This is a genomic window from Aeromonas sp. R7-1, assembly GCF_040908115.1.
Taxonomy (GTDB): domain Bacteria; phylum Pseudomonadota; class Gammaproteobacteria; order Enterobacterales; family Aeromonadaceae; genus Aeromonas; species Aeromonas caviae.
The window spans coordinates 16,129-29,662 of record NZ_JBFODD010000004.1 but is presented as its reverse complement, the minus strand read 5'-3'; the positions used below and the strand labels follow the sequence as shown (position 1 = coordinate 29,662).

25 protein-coding genes are annotated in these 13,534 nt (G+C 63.2%); 24 read left to right on the top strand and 1 reads right to left on the bottom strand.

All coding sequences use genetic code 11. The features are described from left to right. The first annotated feature begins 603 nt into the window (after positions 1 to 603). The 19 genes from AB5Y51_RS00395 to AB5Y51_RS00305 all read left to right on the top strand — a co-directional run bounded on the left by AB5Y51_RS00395 (position 604) and on the right by AB5Y51_RS00305 (position 9,776). Positions 604 to 903 (top strand): hypothetical protein, encoded by a 300-nt coding sequence (locus tag AB5Y51_RS00395; protein ID WP_368177877.1) that lies wholly within the window; start codon positions 604 to 606, stop codon positions 901 to 903. Between the two features lie 2 nt (positions 904 to 905). Beyond that, positions 906 to 1,286, top strand: a complete 381-nt coding sequence (locus tag AB5Y51_RS00390) for a hypothetical protein (protein WP_368177876.1) — start codon at positions 906 to 908, stop codon at positions 1,284 to 1,286. A gap of 52 nt (positions 1,287 to 1,338) precedes the next feature. Next, complete coding sequence (locus AB5Y51_RS00385; RefSeq protein WP_368177875.1) at positions 1,339 to 2,031, top strand: hypothetical protein; 693 nt, start codon at positions 1,339 to 1,341, stop codon at positions 2,029 to 2,031. After that, entirely contained in the window at positions 2,028 to 2,255 is a 228-nt protein-coding gene (locus AB5Y51_RS00380) for an ANR family transcriptional regulator (protein ID WP_368177874.1), read from the top strand. Before AB5Y51_RS00385 ends, AB5Y51_RS00380 begins: the two co-directional genes overlap by 4 nt. Next, complete coding sequence (locus tag AB5Y51_RS00375) at positions 2,248 to 3,075, top strand: hypothetical protein (RefSeq protein ID WP_368177873.1); 828 nt, start codon at positions 2,248 to 2,250, stop codon at positions 3,073 to 3,075. The genes AB5Y51_RS00380 and AB5Y51_RS00375 overlap by 8 nt, the downstream gene beginning before the upstream one ends. Next, positions 3,072 to 3,260 carry a hypothetical protein gene (locus AB5Y51_RS00370; RefSeq protein ID WP_368177872.1) on the top strand — a complete coding sequence of 63 codons (189 nt, stop codon included), beginning with the start codon at positions 3,072 to 3,074 and terminating at the stop codon, positions 3,258 to 3,260. The genes AB5Y51_RS00375 and AB5Y51_RS00370 overlap by 4 nt, the downstream gene beginning before the upstream one ends. After that, on the top strand, positions 3,257 to 3,649 hold the full coding sequence (locus tag AB5Y51_RS00365; RefSeq protein ID WP_368177871.1) for a nucleoside triphosphate pyrophosphohydrolase family protein: 393 nt from the start codon (positions 3,257 to 3,259) through the stop codon (positions 3,647 to 3,649). The genes AB5Y51_RS00370 and AB5Y51_RS00365 overlap by 4 nt, the downstream gene beginning before the upstream one ends. Continuing rightward, entirely contained in the window at positions 3,646 to 4,482 is an 837-nt protein-coding gene (locus AB5Y51_RS00360) for a hypothetical protein (RefSeq protein WP_368177870.1), read from the top strand. The genes AB5Y51_RS00365 and AB5Y51_RS00360 overlap by 4 nt, the downstream gene beginning before the upstream one ends. Beyond that, positions 4,479 to 4,733, top strand: a complete 255-nt coding sequence (locus AB5Y51_RS00355; protein ID WP_368177869.1) for a hypothetical protein — start codon at positions 4,479 to 4,481, stop codon at positions 4,731 to 4,733. Before AB5Y51_RS00360 ends, AB5Y51_RS00355 begins: the two co-directional genes overlap by 4 nt. Continuing rightward, on the top strand, positions 4,730 to 4,879 hold the full coding sequence (locus AB5Y51_RS00350; RefSeq protein ID WP_368177868.1) for a hypothetical protein: 150 nt from the start codon (positions 4,730 to 4,732) through the stop codon (positions 4,877 to 4,879). The genes AB5Y51_RS00355 and AB5Y51_RS00350 overlap by 4 nt, the downstream gene beginning before the upstream one ends. A 10-nt stretch (positions 4,880 to 4,889) precedes the next feature. Next, positions 4,890 to 6,593 carry a DNA cytosine methyltransferase gene (locus AB5Y51_RS00345; RefSeq protein WP_368177867.1) on the top strand — a complete coding sequence of 568 codons (1,704 nt, stop codon included), beginning with the start codon at positions 4,890 to 4,892 and terminating at the stop codon, positions 6,591 to 6,593. Continuing rightward, positions 6,590 to 6,817, top strand: a complete 228-nt coding sequence (locus AB5Y51_RS00340; RefSeq protein WP_368177866.1) for a hypothetical protein — start codon at positions 6,590 to 6,592, stop codon at positions 6,815 to 6,817. Before AB5Y51_RS00345 ends, AB5Y51_RS00340 begins: the two co-directional genes overlap by 4 nt. A 22-nt stretch (positions 6,818 to 6,839) precedes the next feature. Next, the gene (locus AB5Y51_RS00335) at positions 6,840 to 7,061 is read left to right on the top strand and encodes a hypothetical protein (protein WP_368177865.1); all 222 of its coding nucleotides are present in this window, start codon (positions 6,840 to 6,842) and stop codon (positions 7,059 to 7,061) included. A 45-nt stretch (positions 7,062 to 7,106) separates the two neighbouring features. Beyond that, positions 7,107 to 7,322 (top strand): helix-turn-helix domain-containing protein, encoded by a 216-nt coding sequence (locus tag AB5Y51_RS00330; protein WP_368177864.1) that lies wholly within the window; start codon positions 7,107 to 7,109, stop codon positions 7,320 to 7,322. A gap of 60 nt (positions 7,323 to 7,382) precedes the next feature. Beyond that, positions 7,383 to 8,033 (top strand): hypothetical protein, encoded by a 651-nt coding sequence (locus AB5Y51_RS00325; protein WP_368177863.1) that lies wholly within the window; start codon positions 7,383 to 7,385, stop codon positions 8,031 to 8,033. Between the two features lie 57 nt (positions 8,034 to 8,090). Next, entirely contained in the window at positions 8,091 to 8,696 is a 606-nt protein-coding gene (locus AB5Y51_RS00320; protein ID WP_368177862.1) for a 3'-5' exonuclease, read from the top strand. A gap of 3 nt (positions 8,697 to 8,699) precedes the next feature. Continuing rightward, positions 8,700 to 8,885: a hypothetical protein gene (locus AB5Y51_RS00315; protein WP_368177861.1), complete on the top strand. Its 186-nt coding sequence runs from the start codon at positions 8,700 to 8,702 to the stop codon at positions 8,883 to 8,885. A 149-nt stretch (positions 8,886 to 9,034) separates the two neighbouring features. Further along, positions 9,035 to 9,298, top strand: a complete 264-nt coding sequence (locus AB5Y51_RS00310; protein ID WP_368177860.1) for a hypothetical protein — start codon at positions 9,035 to 9,037, stop codon at positions 9,296 to 9,298. A gap of 46 nt (positions 9,299 to 9,344) precedes the next feature. After that, positions 9,345 to 9,776, top strand: a complete 432-nt coding sequence (locus AB5Y51_RS00305) for a transglycosylase SLT domain-containing protein (protein ID WP_368177859.1) — start codon at positions 9,345 to 9,347, stop codon at positions 9,774 to 9,776. 20 nt (positions 9,777 to 9,796) lie between these two features. On the opposite strand, the gene AB5Y51_RS00300 is transcribed toward AB5Y51_RS00305, so the two are convergent. Beyond that, the gene (locus AB5Y51_RS00300) at positions 9,797 to 10,114 is read right to left on the bottom strand and encodes a hypothetical protein (RefSeq protein ID WP_368177858.1); all 318 of its coding nucleotides are present in this window, start codon (positions 10,112 to 10,114) and stop codon (positions 9,797 to 9,799) included. Between AB5Y51_RS00300 and lysC the strand changes: the two genes are divergently transcribed. From lysC to AB5Y51_RS00275, 5 genes are all read left to right on the top strand, one after another. Continuing rightward, the gene (gene lysC / locus AB5Y51_RS00295; RefSeq protein WP_368177857.1) at positions 10,113 to 10,400 is read left to right on the top strand and encodes an Rz1-like lysis system protein LysC; all 288 of its coding nucleotides are present in this window, start codon (positions 10,113 to 10,115) and stop codon (positions 10,398 to 10,400) included. The genes AB5Y51_RS00300 and lysC overlap by 2 nt on opposite strands. After that, on the top strand, positions 10,397 to 10,678 hold the full coding sequence (locus AB5Y51_RS00290; RefSeq protein WP_368177856.1) for a hypothetical protein: 282 nt from the start codon (positions 10,397 to 10,399) through the stop codon (positions 10,676 to 10,678). Before lysC ends, AB5Y51_RS00290 begins: the two co-directional genes overlap by 4 nt. After that, complete coding sequence (locus tag AB5Y51_RS00285) at positions 10,675 to 10,959, top strand: hypothetical protein (RefSeq protein ID WP_368177855.1); 285 nt, start codon at positions 10,675 to 10,677, stop codon at positions 10,957 to 10,959. Before AB5Y51_RS00290 ends, AB5Y51_RS00285 begins: the two co-directional genes overlap by 4 nt. Before the next feature lie 127 nt (positions 10,960 to 11,086). Further along, positions 11,087 to 11,587 carry a hypothetical protein gene (locus AB5Y51_RS00280; RefSeq protein WP_368177854.1) on the top strand — a complete coding sequence of 167 codons (501 nt, stop codon included), beginning with the start codon at positions 11,087 to 11,089 and terminating at the stop codon, positions 11,585 to 11,587. Beyond that, on the top strand, positions 11,584 to 13,530 hold the full coding sequence (locus AB5Y51_RS00275) for a terminase gpA endonuclease subunit (protein WP_368177853.1): 1,947 nt from the start codon (positions 11,584 to 11,586) through the stop codon (positions 13,528 to 13,530). Before AB5Y51_RS00280 ends, AB5Y51_RS00275 begins: the two co-directional genes overlap by 4 nt. Positions 13,531 to 13,534 lie beyond the last annotated feature (4 nt).

Here is a 13,534-nt window from a genome sequence, read left to right as displayed (position 1 = left end):
TGCCCCTGGCCCTGCCCCTGGCCCTGCCCCTGGCCCTGCCCCTGGCCCTGCCCCTGGCCCTGCCCCTGGCCCTGCCCCTGGCCCTGCCCCTGGCCTAGTCAACAGCAAACACAATCGCGAATGATAGCTATTCTCACTTCGGGTCCTTCCGGGTCGCCCCTGCCACGAGGGGGCAGTCGAGCGCGGGACCCCTCTGATTTTTTTTAAAAAAGGCATTTTTGGTTTCCGGTTCCTGTTGCCCAGGGATCCGTTTGATTTGCGTTTGTAAGTAATTGATTGAAAAGGGGGCTTTCAGCTATTCGATTCGGGAATATTCGCCCTTGCATATAGGAACCAATTTCATAATATTCAAAGTTGCATATTCAAAATATTGAAAATACACTTGTGACTAAATGGACACAAAGACAGTGAAAAAACGAGGGGCCCCTGGCCAACGTCGAACCAAAAGCCAATTTCGCATCCTGGCCGAAGAGAAGGGCTGGCGCATGGCCGAGATTGCCGACCGGTGGGAGATCACCCCTCTCAGCCTAAGCCGTCAGACCAGAGAGCCGGACCAGAAAACGCTGGACGCGCTGGCCGGTCTGCCAACCAAAAGGGGGACGGATGGAGAAGCAGAAGCGCGGCAGGGTGAGCCGGAGTGAGCGGCGCATCCGCTTGCTGGACAAGGCCCTGCAGCTGAGTCAGGACAGGCAGTATCAGACCATCACCATGGACCAGTTAGCCGCCGCCGAGGGGTGCCCCAAGACGGCGATTTATCGGGCCCTTGGGAGCAAGAAAGAGGCCATCGTGGCCATTGAGGATTACGCCCTGAGCAAAGGCCTGGCAGATCAGGCCGCCGCCCAGGTGATCAGGCAGATGGCCAGCATTGGCCACCCTGCCGCCAGCCAACTGACAGGAGAGTAAGGATGAAGCCTCAACCGTTAGATCGGGGTCGCGTGTGTTTTATCGCCGAGAAGTACGAGACAGGGCAACTGGATGGCCATGGCCAGCCCGAGCGCAAGGCGCGCTATGCCCAGATAGGCCGCGCCAGCCTCTGGCCACCCCAGCAACAAGGGGATTCTCCCGACATCAGCATCGAGCTGGACAGCGCCCCCATCGCGGGCAGCATCGGCCCGGTCCGTATCTTCATCTTCTGGGACAGCCGCGACCCGAACAAGAACGGGCAGAACAACTGGGGTGAACCGCAGGATGCACCGATGCAGCCGCAGCAGAACCAGCAGCAACAGCGCCAGCAGTCGCAGCAGCGCCCGCAGTCGCAGACCCCATACGGCGGGCACCGCCGCTAATCGGGCCACCAGAGGCCGCCACCTCTGACCCACCCACAAGCAGGAGATCACCATGACACCCTTTACCCACCGCCATCTGACCATCGGAGTGCTGGGCCGTCTGCAGCACATCGAGCAGGGCGAGGCCCACCTTATCGACGCTCACGGCGCGACCCACACGGTCGGCGAGGACGTACTGCACCTGGTCTGGTGCCCCTTGCTGGATGACGGCATTCAGCTGCTGGTCTGCGACATCGACGGGACCCTGGTCAACAACCTCGGCCGCGCCGACCTGCTGCCCGAGACCGATCTGGACAACACCGCCAGCTGGGAGGCCTTCAACAAGGCGTGTGCCAGTGACACCCCCATCGCCTACCGGGTCGCCATGCTGCGGCTGCTGGCACCGCACTATCACCTGGTCTATCTGACCAGCCGCGCCAGCGTGTGCCGGGAGGAGACCCAGGCCACCCTGCGCGCCATCGGCGCCCCCAAGGCTCCCCTCTTCATGCGGGAGGACAGCGATCACCGCACCTCTGCGGCGTTCAAGGAGGAGGAGATCAGCCGCCTGCTCGCGGCCTTTCACAAGCCGGCCAGCGGCCTGGTGCTGATCGATGACGACAGCCGGGTTTGCCAGCACATCGCCAGCGCGTTCGCCGGCGCCACGGTGATCCAGGTCCCGAGCGAATGCGCGGCCCAGCTCAGGGCCAGCGGGGAGCTGGTGCAGCACCTCACCACCCACCAAAGAGGCAAGGATGCCCAAGCATGAACAAGCGCGACATTCACGCCCTCGCGGGGCGAGAAACCCGTGAAACCTACAGCGCCCTGAACCAGGCGGCGCGCCTGGCCGAGCAAGAAAAAATGTGGACCGAGGCGGCCAAGTATTGGTCCAATGCGGCCACGTTCGCGGCGAACCTCACTGACGAGCGTTACTGTCAGCGCCGTGCCGAGTTCTGCACCGTGCAGGGGCGGCGGGAGGTGCAGCATGGATAAGCTGATCCAGCCCTGCCCCATCGTGCGCGACAGCGACGGCATGTTTTACCACCCCGACATGCCAGACCATGGGGATGACCACGTCGCCGTGCAGGCCTGGATGAACGGGCAGGGGTTCGTCGCCTTCTCCATCGTGGATCTGTTCGATGCCTTGCTCGACCTGCCTGACGAGGATTGCGAGCGCATCACCCAGGACTGGGAGAAGCACAGCAACGTCAGCGAGTTTCCCCTCCTTCGGCCGGAGGGGGATGGCTGGTTTTTGCTGTCGATTCACGACACCGAGGATGGCCCGGTTGCCTGGTGGGTCACCCGGGATCCGACCAACATTCGCCAGGCGCTCACCCTGGGGCAATCTGCCCCACCCCGCCCCACCGAGAACGAGGACATGCTGCGCCGTGCTATCGGCGTCGTGGTGGCCGAGCTGTTCGCCCACCAGCCAGACCAGCATGCCCTGCGCCTGCAGCACATTCTGGATCTCTACACCGGACACATGCCTGGCTGGGAGCTGGCCACGGCGCTGGTGAGAGAAAAGGGGTGGTCCATCACCGCTGACATGATTGACCCACTGGACGGCATTTCGAGTCATTTGGCCGCCCTGCTGCACCAAGCAGAGCGCGACTGGGTGGCGACCTACCAGATCACCCCAAAGCTGGCTATTGGCCAACGGGTGCGCTGCAAGCCGGACAACCAGGCCGGCGTCATCATCGCCACCGACCACGACCAGGCCGGTTACTACCTGGTCCACGGGGACGATGAGCCGCGCCAGACCATTCACCTCATCGTGCGCTACGAGGACGCCAGCCCGGAGGTCTCACCATGAACCGCTACCACTACCAGCTGCCCGCCGCCGTTGAACTGGGCAGCACCATGGACACCCTGACAGGCACCATCGACTCCCAGCACCCACTGACCGATCAGGAGCTGCGCCATCAGGCCATCGAGCAAGCCCCCCGTGAATACATCCATTTCGGACCCATCGACATCACAGAAGGAACTGACCAATGAGCGAGCGCATCAAGGACGAAAACATCATCGAGCACAAGCACTCGGCGATGGTGCTGGCCCTGGCAAAGCCGGGGGTGGACATCCTCAAACAAATGACTGACGAACAGGCTCACGCGCTGCACATGGCTGTCGGCGCCAGTGGAGAGGCTGGCGAGCTGCTGGACGCCATCAAGAAGTGGGTGATCTATCAGAAGCCGCTCGACTTGAACAACGTGATCGAGGAGCTGGGCGACCTCGAATTTTACCTTGAAGGGCTGCGGCGTGGGCTGTGCATCAGCCGCGAGCAGACCCTGATGGCCAACATGGAGAAGCTGGCCAAGCGCTACCCGGGTTATCAGTACAGCAACGCTCACGCCATCGCCCGCGCCGACAAGGAGGGCACCGCATGAGCATTCATCAACTGGCCGAGCCCTCGCTGATCCACCAGATCGAGGACGTGCTGCGCGACACCCGCACCCTGAACGGGCTGACCATCAGCGGGTTGAACCACAAGATCACCGCCTTTACCCGGGCGCCTCTGCTGCTGGAGCAGGCGCTGGTCGAGATAAAGGCGCTGCAACAGCGCCATGCTGATACGCTCGATGCCCTGAACCGGATGACCGACCAGCGCGATGAGGCCCTGGGTGGCCAGCCCGCCATCGAGCTGCCGCAGCACCGGCTGCGGGTCGCCATTCAGGAGGCGGCCGAGTACAACGAAATGATCCCGCTGCACACCGATGACCCCCATGCGCTGCACTTTCAGCAGATGGTCAAGCGCTGGCTGGACGGCAAGGGCATGCACCCGCAGCAGGTGGACCGGGTGGGTCAGCTCGCGCTGCAGCTCAAGGATGCCACCGCGCAATGCGGGGTGATGGCCGATCTGCTGCGCGAGGCGAGGACCAACGTCGATCAGGTTCGGCGCTGGGGGAGATTTGACCATGACGAAGGCTGCGGTGCGGAGGCAGCCATGCTGCTGACGCGCATCGACGCCGCCCTGGCAGGCAAGTTGCCATCCCCTGCTGTGACAGTCACCGAAACCATCCGTACCGCCCCGGAGCGGATCTGGTTGCAGGTCGGGGATGAGGCGCACTACAGCAGCGAGCCATTCCCCAGCGACACCTCAGAGGTGACCTGGTGCCGGGATTCGGTCACCGGTTGCGAGGTCCCCTATGTGCGGGCGGATCTGTTCGTCACCTCACCACTGGGATACAACCAGAACGACCAGGAAGGCGGTGCAGCATGACTCCAGCCGAACAAGCCATTTTCGATCTGATCGGTGATCGCCGTGTCACCAGCACCCAGTTAGTGGAAGAGGGGGCCTGCATCACGCTCGGCATCATGCCCAATGATCTGTCCACCCGCCTCGCCCGCATGGCCAAGCTCGGCCTGCTCAAGCGGGTCGCCTTGCAGCCGGTCAAAAAGGCCTATCGCCGCGCTCAGTTCGGGCAGCAAAAGGCGCTCTATGCCTACCAGAAACCGGAGGGGGTGGCATGACTCGCGTGATCGCCATCGTGCTGGCGGTGCTGATGTTGCTGGCCATGGCCAGCAGCCTGAGCGCCCCGGCGGCCCAGAAGGATGCCGAGCCAGCCGTGTTTTTCCTGTTGCCGGGGTATCAGACCCCCGCCATGCCGCTGATGTAGGAACCCGCCAATGACAATGAACCGCAAGACGTGGCGCCGCCAGCAGGTCAGGCAGCGCATCAGCAACGCGCCTTTGGCGCTGGACGACGCGATAGACGTGGACCTGTTCGCCGGGGGTGGTGGTGCATCCACCGGGCTGGAAAACGGGTTGAACCGCCTGATCAAGCTCGCCATCAACCACAACCCCAAGGCGCTCAGCATGCACCAGGCCAACCACCCGCATGCCTTCCACATCACCGAGGACATCTGGAAGGTGGATCCCCACCTTGCCCTGGCCGGGCGCCCGATTGGTTGGCTGCATGCCAGCCCGGACTGCACCCACCACTCCCAGGCGGCCGCCGGTCAACCGCGCAAGCAGGAGATCCGCAGCCTGGCCTGGATCATCCCCTACTGGGCGGCCATCGGCCAGGCGGTCGTGATTTCGATGGAGAACGTCAAACAGATGCAGTGCTGGGGCCCGCTCATCGCCAAGCGCGACAAGACGACCGGCCGGGTTATCAAACTGGTGGAGGTCATGGCCAAGGGCAAGACCAAGGTGGTGAGAGTGGTGGCCGAACCCGGCGAACGGGTGCCCCGCCATCAGCAATACCTGGTGCCGGATCGCAAGCGTCAGGGGCAGACCTGGCGCCAGTTCATCGAGATCCTGCGCGGGTTCGGCTATCAGGTCGATTACAAGTGCCTCAACGCTGCCGACTATGGCGCCGCCACCAAGCGGGAGCGGCTTTACATGATCTGCCGGCGCGATGGCCATGCCATCATCTGGCCGGTGCCGAGCCATGGTAAAGACCCATCCCAGGCCAGCATCCTGCAGCCGCATAAGATGACGGCCGATCACATCGACTGGACCCGCCCCTGCCCCAGCATCTTCATGACCAAAGAGGAGGCCAAGGCCCAGGGTCTCAACGTCAAGCGGCCGCTGGCCGACGCCACCCTGGAGCGACTGGCCACTGGCTTGGTGCGCGAGGTGCTGAACAACCCACAACCGTTCATCGTCGAGATCGCCAATTGGTCGAGAGCGGGGATCCATCCGGTCGATCAGCCGCTGCGCACCATTACCGCTTGGCCAAAAGGCGGCTCCTTTGCGCTGGCGGCGCCGGTCATGGTGCAGGCCAATGGTGGGTTCAATACCGTGCCCTGCCGCCCGGTGACGGACCCTTGCAGCACCATTACCGCGAGCGGCAGCCAGCAGCAGCTGGTCGAGGCCTTCATGGTCCACCTTCGCCGCAACATGGACGCCAGCCCCCTTAGCGGCCCCATGCCGGTGATCACCGCCAGGAGCCAGCACCATGCGCTGGTCGAGACACACATGGCCGAACAGGGGGAATATGCTCTGACCCCAGAGCAAGAAGCCGATGCCCTGCGAGTGAGCGCGTTCCTGATGCGTTACTACAGCCAGGGCGGCCAGTGGGGCAAGTTGACCGAGCCCATGCACACCATCACTACCAAGGAGCGTCTGGCGCTGGTCACGGTGACCTGGCAGGGGAGCACCTGGGTGATCGTGGACATCGGCCTGCGCATGCTGACCCCGGCCGAGCTGTACGGCTGCCAGGGGTTCCCCCAGGACTACATCTTTGATCGCGGTCATGACGGGCAGCCGCTGACGGTCACCGATCAGGTGCTGATGGTGGGCAACTCGGTCAGCCCACCCCCCATGGCCGCCCTGGCAAGGGCAAATAACCCTTACAAGCTGCGGCATATGCGGGAGGCAGCATGATCCAGGTCACCGATACCAAGGGGCAAAAGCACCACCTGGCGCTGGATGCCATCGCCAGGGTGAGCGAGGCCTCGGCCGCTTGTCGCTGGCACGGGGTTCACGCCTATATCAAGACGTTCGACGGCCAGGAGCTGGGCGTGAAGGAGGACGCCAACGAGGTTATCGCGCAGATCGTGGTGGAGGAGGCCAGGCGGGACCCCGCCGGCCAACCCCCCTCGGCGTAAAAATCAGCATCAGGGGGGGCGTATGTATCACAAGGATCTGCCCATGTGGCTATGGCGGGCGATGCAGCAGCGAACCGAGTCAAACGAAAACTGGTCATTGACGCTAGGTGACATGGAAGTGATTGAGCGGCTGGCGGGGAAACTGGCCCACCAGAAGAAGTGCATGAGCCTGTTGGCAAAAAGGCATGGCAACAGCAGTTGGCGAATTGTGCAAGACGCCATCAACAAGGCCAAGAGGGCATAACCCGGGTGGGGCAGATTGCCCCACCCAATACAGCAGGAGGCAAGTATGAAAGAACAGGTTCTAGCGGCATTGAACAGCGGCACCGCCCTGGATGATTTGCTCATCCAGGTACGCAAGACCGCCATCGAGCAGGCGCTGCAGATGACCCATGGCAATCAGACCGAGGCCGCCGCCAGGCTCGGCATGAATCGCGGCACGTTCAGAAAGTACATGAACACTGAATGCCAGGCTCTGCCGGACGGGTCGCAAAGCAGCATCTGACCCTCAGCACAACCCGCCAACAACACGGAATGAATGGCCGCAGGCCAGCAGGAGATCAATATGGAACAGATGGACATCCCCCCGCCAGGGGTTCACCGCAAGTACAACATCACCCGGGTCGATGGCCGTCCGTTGGACGAATCCTTTGAGGGGTTTGTGCTGCGCCTGGATCAGGGCGGCGATCCCGCTCATGTGGCGGCCTGCCGCAAGGCGATATGGGCCTATGCCATGGCCATCCAGCGTCATCTGCCCGAGCTGGCGCTGGACATCTTCAAGCGCTGGGGGCCGAACCAGATAGAGGGGTGGGAGCACCACTACTGCACAGGCTGGCCTGCCACCGACGACTTTTTGATCGAAATGACCGTCGCCGAAGTGGTTGCAGGGCGAGGGATCTGGGTCTTGGTCGATGGCGACCGCGCCGCTCGGGATCTGGAGGTGGCGATCAGGATGCGCCTTGCCGGTGTCATTGGCAGAGATCAGGTCGGTCTGGCCATGCACACCCTGGTCGATGTGCAGGCGGCCAAGCCCAGCCTGCTGCGTGGGTTATCGACCATGCGATTGGAGCGGGTCGGCACCATCCTGGTCGCCAACCCTCGGCGCATCGAGCAGTTTATGAGGGAGGGGGACATCAGGGCCATCCTCAACAAGAAGCTGTTTATGAGGGGCCTGCCCCCGATCAGGCTGGTTTCGGTCGAGACGATGGGCGACTAGCCCGCCCAACATTCAGAGGGCGGGCACTGTGCCAGCCCCTTTCGCAAGGAATGACAGATGGACAATGCAATGAAAGGTGACACCGTGGTATTGGATACCGAGACGCTGGCACTCACTGACAATGCGGTCGTGCTGACGCTGTCAGCCGTTCGCTTCAACAAGACCGATGATGAGCTTGCCCTGACCATCGAGGATGGCCAGCTGGACATCGCCCAGCATGACAACCTGCTGCACCTGCGGCTGGACGTGACCGAGCAGCTGCTTGCTGGTCGCTTTGTCGATCCCGACACCGTGGCATGGTGGAACAGACAGAGCCCGCCCGCTCAGCAGGCAGTGCTGTCTGGCCAGGCCAGCCGGGTTCGTCCCGCCCTGCAGATCCTGAGTCGGTTTATCGAGGGGGCCCAGGTGTTTACCAGGGGCACCGACTTTGACCCGCCCATCCTGCAGAGTCTGTTCAAACAGCACGATTTGCCCGCCCCCTGGAAGCACAACGAGGTCAGGGATGTCAGAACCTATATCGACACGCTGCGCGGTACGCGCACAGGTTACCTGAACGATTTTCTGGCACCCGCCTGGCTTGTTCCCCACCACTCGCTGCATGACTGCATTCGCGACGCTATGCAGATGCAGATGGCCAGAACCATGATGATGAGCGTGGGGTGATCGATGAGCAACGACAAGATCAACAAGTGCAAGCAGCTGGCGAGACAGTTGAAGAAGGCCCGCGCCGAGCTGACCCATTGCCAGCGGGTGGCAATCGAGAAGCCGGGGGATCTCAGGGCGCTCAGGGAGGTGGAGCTGCGACACATCAGGGTGCGCTCATCAGAGTACGAGGATTATTTCGCAAAATAACAAAATATTGAAAATTGAATATCAACGTATTGAAATTGGGCGGCAGCCGCGCTACAGTTTCGCTACGGTAGGCGTTTTACGTCCACATGCTCACATGAAAACACCCTGACAGGCCCCTCGCGGGCCTTTTTTTATGCCCGGAGGCTGCCATGCAAACCCCCGACTTCTTTACCCTCCTCTGGCAGGCGTTCACCCCCAGCGACATCATCCTGATCATTATGCAGGTGTTTTCTGCCGGGCTGCGCCTCGCCATCATGCTGCCCCTGCTGTTCTGGCTGATAAGCAAGATCGACAGCGTGGGCGACACGGATCTGACCAACTGGTGGGAGAAAGCCGATGCCCGCTCGCAAAGCATTTATCTGTCTGTGCGCCTTGTGGTGGTCGCTTTCGTGCTGGTCGGCACCCTGGCCTGACCGCTACGACCTGCAGATCCGGGGCGCGGCCCGCGACTGGTTGCCGATGGTTGACTGGCGCCTCTACAAGGCCCAGCTGATCCAGGAGAGCCAGCTCAAGCCCGGCGCAGTCAGCCCGGTGGGCGCCCGTGGTCTGGCCCAGTTCATGCCGCCCACCTGGCGGGAGTGGCAGGCGTTCAGCGGCACTCACCTTGGCCCCCACGACGAGGGGCAGGCCATCCAGGCCGGCGCCTGGTACATGGCCAAGCAGCGCCAGTTCTGGCGTTCCCCCCGCCCGGAGGAGGACCGCCACAACCTGGCCATGGCCAGCTACAACGGCGGCGCCGGCAACATCATCAAGGCGCAGAAGCTGTGCGGCGGCCCGCTCCTCTACGAGGCGATCATGGCCTGCCTGCCGCAGGTCACCGGCCGCCACGCCAAGGAGACCCAGGGCTATGCCCCGGCCATCCGGCGCATCTACAAGAGGCTGCTCCTATGACCCCGATGAAATTCCCCGGCTTACCGAGCTGGACGCTGCCGGCCGGTCTGCTGCTGTTGGCGGTGGCGGCCGTTGTCATGGCCGGCAAGGTGACCGAGCGCTGGCTGCTGGAGAACCAGCAAGCCGAACGGGTGGATGGCCTGACCCGCGAGCTGACCACCAACCAGCTGGCGCTGCAGGCGACCGGCGCGGCCCTGACCAGCGAGAAGGTGGCGCGCCAGCACCTGGCCAGCGCCCTGGAGGAGGAACGGCTCGCCCAGCTTGAGGCTGAACGACGACATCAGGCCATGAGCGCGGCCTATACCGATTTGCTGGCCAAACAGGAGCAACTGGAACATGAGAACCCGGATGTTAAGGCCTGGGCTGATCAGCCTGTGCCTGCTGGCGTTAGCCGGCTGCTCAGCGACGCCCGAGCCCATTATCGTGACCAAGACCGAGACGGTGGTGCTGACGCCGCCCCTGGTCAACCTGCTGCCCACCCCGCTGCCGGAACCCAGCCGCCCGATTGAGCAAAACCGCGATCTGCGCAACCACGTCGAGCAGCTTTATCAGGCCATCGGCCAGTGCAACGGCGACAAGCGCGCCGTGCGGCAGTGGACCCACCGACAAGGAGGCAGCCCATGAGCATCAACACGCATTATCCCCGGATTATCGCCTGGCTGTTTGTGTCGCTGCAGGGGGTGCTGGTGTGGCAGGGCAATGAAATGGTCACGTCCATCAAGGATCTGACCAAGGCCGCGAGCAACACCCAGGTGCAGATCGCCAGCCATGAGGAGCGCATCAAGGGGGTCGAGAAGGACCAGCAGGAGCTGGCCAAGAACAACGGCATGGCGATCCAGGCGCTGGCCAACGAGACCCGGGACCTGGACCGGCGCGTCAGCAAGCTGGAGACCACGCAATGAGCACCTATCAGCACATCCTGCAGGCCGAGCAACAGGTCAATGACCTGCTGCAGCACCTCGATGGCGTCACCCAGCACAGCGAGGCACTGGTCAGGGCCAAGGCCTGCCTGACCGAGGCGTTCGAGCACATGGTCTATGCGGCCCGCGCCCAGATTGCCAACGAAGGCACCCATTTTGAGTGCCTGGAGTGCGGTCGGCACTTTCCGCTGCACCACGGCGTCAATGGCTGCCCGCACGGGCACACCCAGGGGGCTGACGTGGTGACCGACAGACACGACTGACCGAGTGGGGCAGATTGCCCCACCCCCTTCCACTGCAATGGCGTGGGCCTGGAAACGGTAGGCCTACCCGCTCTTTCTGGTTCACCCGCAAAGATGCCGGGCCCACACCATTGCAAGGAGACACGACATGGCCACCCAGCAAGAGGTCGCCGATTTTATCGGTCTCACCACCCGCCAGATCCGCAACCTGCAGAGCAACGGTTACATGCACAAGGCCAACGGCAAGGGCGGCATGAACCTGCAGAAGGCGGTGCAGGAGTACATCACCTATCTCAAGGCGGGCCGCTCCCTGGAAGAGGGCGGCAGCGACCCTGACGAGTCGGGAAGCAGCGAGCTGGACCGAGAGCGCAAGGCGCTCAATAACGAGATCATCAAGGAACGGCTCAAGGCCATGCGCAAGGAGAACGTGCCGGTCTGGCTGCTCACCGATGCGCTGGTGAAGGTGGTCGAGCAGATAGGCGCCCGTTGCGACAGCATGCTGCAAAAGGCCAAGCTGGCCAGCCCTGACATGTCGGAGCGGGTGCTGAACGTCATCAATAAAGAGATCGTGGCCCTCAAGAACAGCATTGCAGGCATCGACATCGACCTGACTGACTTTGAGCCGGAGGACGACGAGGAGGACGAATGAGTTGCGCCCCCTCGATAAGCCTCAAGACCGTTCGCCGCAACGTTCGCCAGATCCTGGCCCAGCTGACCAGCAAGCCGCCCATCACGGCGGTGGAGTGGGCCGATCAGCATTTCTGGCTGTCGCCGGAGTCGTCCTATACCTCTGGTCCGTGGGAAACGGACCCCTTCCAGGTCGCCGTGCTCAACGCCATGGGCTGCGACGATGTGCATGAGATCTACCTCTACAAGGGCGCCCGCATCGGTTACACCAAGATGTTGCTGGCGGCCATGTTTTACCTCATCGAGCACAAGCGCCGCAACGTGGGGTTCTGGCGGGAGGATGACAAGGCCATCGAGAAGTTCGTGGCCACCGAGCTGGATCACGCCCTGCGCGACTGCAAGGCACTGCACCCCATTTTCCCCAGCGTGGGCAAGAAGGGGCCGGGCAACACGGTCAACCTCAAGACCTTCATCGGCGCCACCCTGCGCTGCCAGGGCGGCCAGTCGGCGGGCAACTACCGGGGCGACTCGGTGGACGTGGCCATCGGCGACGAGATCAATGCGTTCGTCAGCAACCTGCAGGGCAAGAGCGGCAAAGAGGGCAGCCCCTGGCCGCTGATGTTCAAGCGCACCAACGGCTCGGCCTGGCCGAAAAAGATCCTCGGCACCACCCCCACCAAGGTAGGGGAGAGCCACATCGAGCGGCTGGCCAAGAAGGCCAATCACCACCTGCGGTTCCATCTGCCCTGCCCCCACTGCGGGGAAGAACAGCACCTGGAATGGACCAGCAAGGAGGCCAGCCACGGGTTCAAGTGGGATAACAGCGACCCGGAGACGGTGCGCTATCAGTGCCGCGCCTGCGGCGACAGCTTCACCCACGCCGATTACCTGGAGCTGGCCAGGGAGGGGATCTGGAAGGACCCGGACAGCGGCGTCTGGACCCGCACCGGCCTGGACTACTTCGACGCCGCCGGCACCCAGATCCGGGCGCGGCGGATCTGCTTCTATGTGCCTGGCTACCTCTCGACCCGGGATCCCTGGTCGAACATGGTTCAGCGCTGGTACGACAGCAAGGACGACCCGCTGGAGCGGCAGACCTTTTTCAACACCGATCTCGGGGTGGACTACACCCCGGCCGGTGGGGAGCGGTTCGACTACCAGATCCTGCTCGACCGGCGCGAGCCGCGCTGGATGGCGCCGGTGCCGGCGGGTGGGCTCTACCTCACCAGCTTCACCGACGTGCAGACCGGCAGCCGCCTGGAGACCACGGTGGTGGCCCACGGCCTCGGCGAGGAGGAGTGGGTGCTGGAGCATGTGGTGCATCCTGGCGACCCCAGTCAGCCCGAGGTGTGGAACACGCTTGAAAAATATCTGCGTCGCCCCTGGCTGCACGAGAGCGGGGTGGAGCTGCGCATCAGCCGCATGGGGGTGGACACCGGGGGCCATAACTGGGACGAGGTGATCGCCTTTGCCGACCGGTTCGCGCCCCATCAGGTGATCCCCTGCAAGGGCTCCAGCGTGTACGGCGACCCGGTGGCCAACTACCACAAGACCACCAAGGGCAAGAACATCGGCACCTGGCTGTGCCACATCGGCACCGACAGCGCGAAAGAGACCCTGCTGTCGCGCTACAAGCAGCCCCGCAGCGAGGGGCCGCAGCCCGGTTACATCCATCTGCCCACGGCACCCTGGTGCGATGAGAAGTGGGCCAAGCAGGCCACCAACACCATCAGGGTGCTGGAGACCACGGGCCGCAAGACCCAGTACGTCTACAAGAAACGAACCTCTGACGGCGACGAGGGGCTGGATTGCCTGGTGGGGAACCTCGCCATGATCCGGCTGGCCAAGCAGTCGTTCGCCCTGAACCTGGCCGAAGTCGCCGAGTCGATGAAGCGGGCTATCCAGGGCAAACCCGTCGCCGCCCGCAAGCGCAGCAAAGCAGGCCGGGTCACCGGTGGCATCTAAGGAG

Coding starts and splice junctions, on each gene's coding strand:
- AB5Y51_RS00395 (WP_368177877.1), top strand. CDS start 604: ATGGAGAAGCAGAAGCGCGGCAGGGTGAGCCGGAGTGAGCGGCGCATC.
- AB5Y51_RS00390 (WP_368177876.1), top strand. CDS start 906: ATGAAGCCTCAACCGTTAGATCGGGGTCGCGTGTGTTTTATCGCCGAG.
- AB5Y51_RS00385 (WP_368177875.1), top strand. CDS start 1,339: ATGACACCCTTTACCCACCGCCATCTGACCATCGGAGTGCTGGGCCGT.
- AB5Y51_RS00380 (WP_368177874.1), top strand. CDS start 2,028: ATGAACAAGCGCGACATTCACGCCCTCGCGGGGCGAGAAACCCGTGAA.
- AB5Y51_RS00375 (WP_368177873.1), top strand. CDS start 2,248: ATGGATAAGCTGATCCAGCCCTGCCCCATCGTGCGCGACAGCGACGGC.
- AB5Y51_RS00370 (WP_368177872.1), top strand. CDS start 3,072: ATGAACCGCTACCACTACCAGCTGCCCGCCGCCGTTGAACTGGGCAGC.
- AB5Y51_RS00365 (WP_368177871.1), top strand. CDS start 3,257: ATGAGCGAGCGCATCAAGGACGAAAACATCATCGAGCACAAGCACTCG.
- AB5Y51_RS00360 (WP_368177870.1), top strand. CDS start 3,646: ATGAGCATTCATCAACTGGCCGAGCCCTCGCTGATCCACCAGATCGAG.
- AB5Y51_RS00355 (WP_368177869.1), top strand. CDS start 4,479: ATGACTCCAGCCGAACAAGCCATTTTCGATCTGATCGGTGATCGCCGT.
- AB5Y51_RS00350 (WP_368177868.1), top strand. CDS start 4,730: ATGACTCGCGTGATCGCCATCGTGCTGGCGGTGCTGATGTTGCTGGCC.
- AB5Y51_RS00345 (WP_368177867.1), top strand. CDS start 4,890: ATGACAATGAACCGCAAGACGTGGCGCCGCCAGCAGGTCAGGCAGCGC.
- AB5Y51_RS00340 (WP_368177866.1), top strand. CDS start 6,590: ATGATCCAGGTCACCGATACCAAGGGGCAAAAGCACCACCTGGCGCTG.
- AB5Y51_RS00335 (WP_368177865.1), top strand. CDS start 6,840: ATGTATCACAAGGATCTGCCCATGTGGCTATGGCGGGCGATGCAGCAG.
- AB5Y51_RS00330 (WP_368177864.1), top strand. CDS start 7,107: ATGAAAGAACAGGTTCTAGCGGCATTGAACAGCGGCACCGCCCTGGAT.
- AB5Y51_RS00325 (WP_368177863.1), top strand. CDS start 7,383: ATGGAACAGATGGACATCCCCCCGCCAGGGGTTCACCGCAAGTACAAC.
- AB5Y51_RS00320 (WP_368177862.1), top strand. CDS start 8,091: ATGGACAATGCAATGAAAGGTGACACCGTGGTATTGGATACCGAGACG.
- AB5Y51_RS00315 (WP_368177861.1), top strand. CDS start 8,700: ATGAGCAACGACAAGATCAACAAGTGCAAGCAGCTGGCGAGACAGTTG.
- AB5Y51_RS00310 (WP_368177860.1), top strand. CDS start 9,035: ATGCAAACCCCCGACTTCTTTACCCTCCTCTGGCAGGCGTTCACCCCC.
- AB5Y51_RS00305 (WP_368177859.1), top strand. CDS start 9,345: ATGGTTGACTGGCGCCTCTACAAGGCCCAGCTGATCCAGGAGAGCCAG.
- lysC (WP_368177857.1), top strand. CDS start 10,113: ATGAGAACCCGGATGTTAAGGCCTGGGCTGATCAGCCTGTGCCTGCTG.
- AB5Y51_RS00300 (WP_368177858.1), bottom strand. CDS start 10,114: ATGTTCCAGTTGCTCCTGTTTGGCCAGCAAATCGGTATAGGCCGCGCT.
- AB5Y51_RS00290 (WP_368177856.1), top strand. CDS start 10,397: ATGAGCATCAACACGCATTATCCCCGGATTATCGCCTGGCTGTTTGTG.
- AB5Y51_RS00285 (WP_368177855.1), top strand. CDS start 10,675: ATGAGCACCTATCAGCACATCCTGCAGGCCGAGCAACAGGTCAATGAC.
- AB5Y51_RS00280 (WP_368177854.1), top strand. CDS start 11,087: ATGGCCACCCAGCAAGAGGTCGCCGATTTTATCGGTCTCACCACCCGC.
- AB5Y51_RS00275 (WP_368177853.1), top strand. CDS start 11,584: ATGAGTTGCGCCCCCTCGATAAGCCTCAAGACCGTTCGCCGCAACGTT.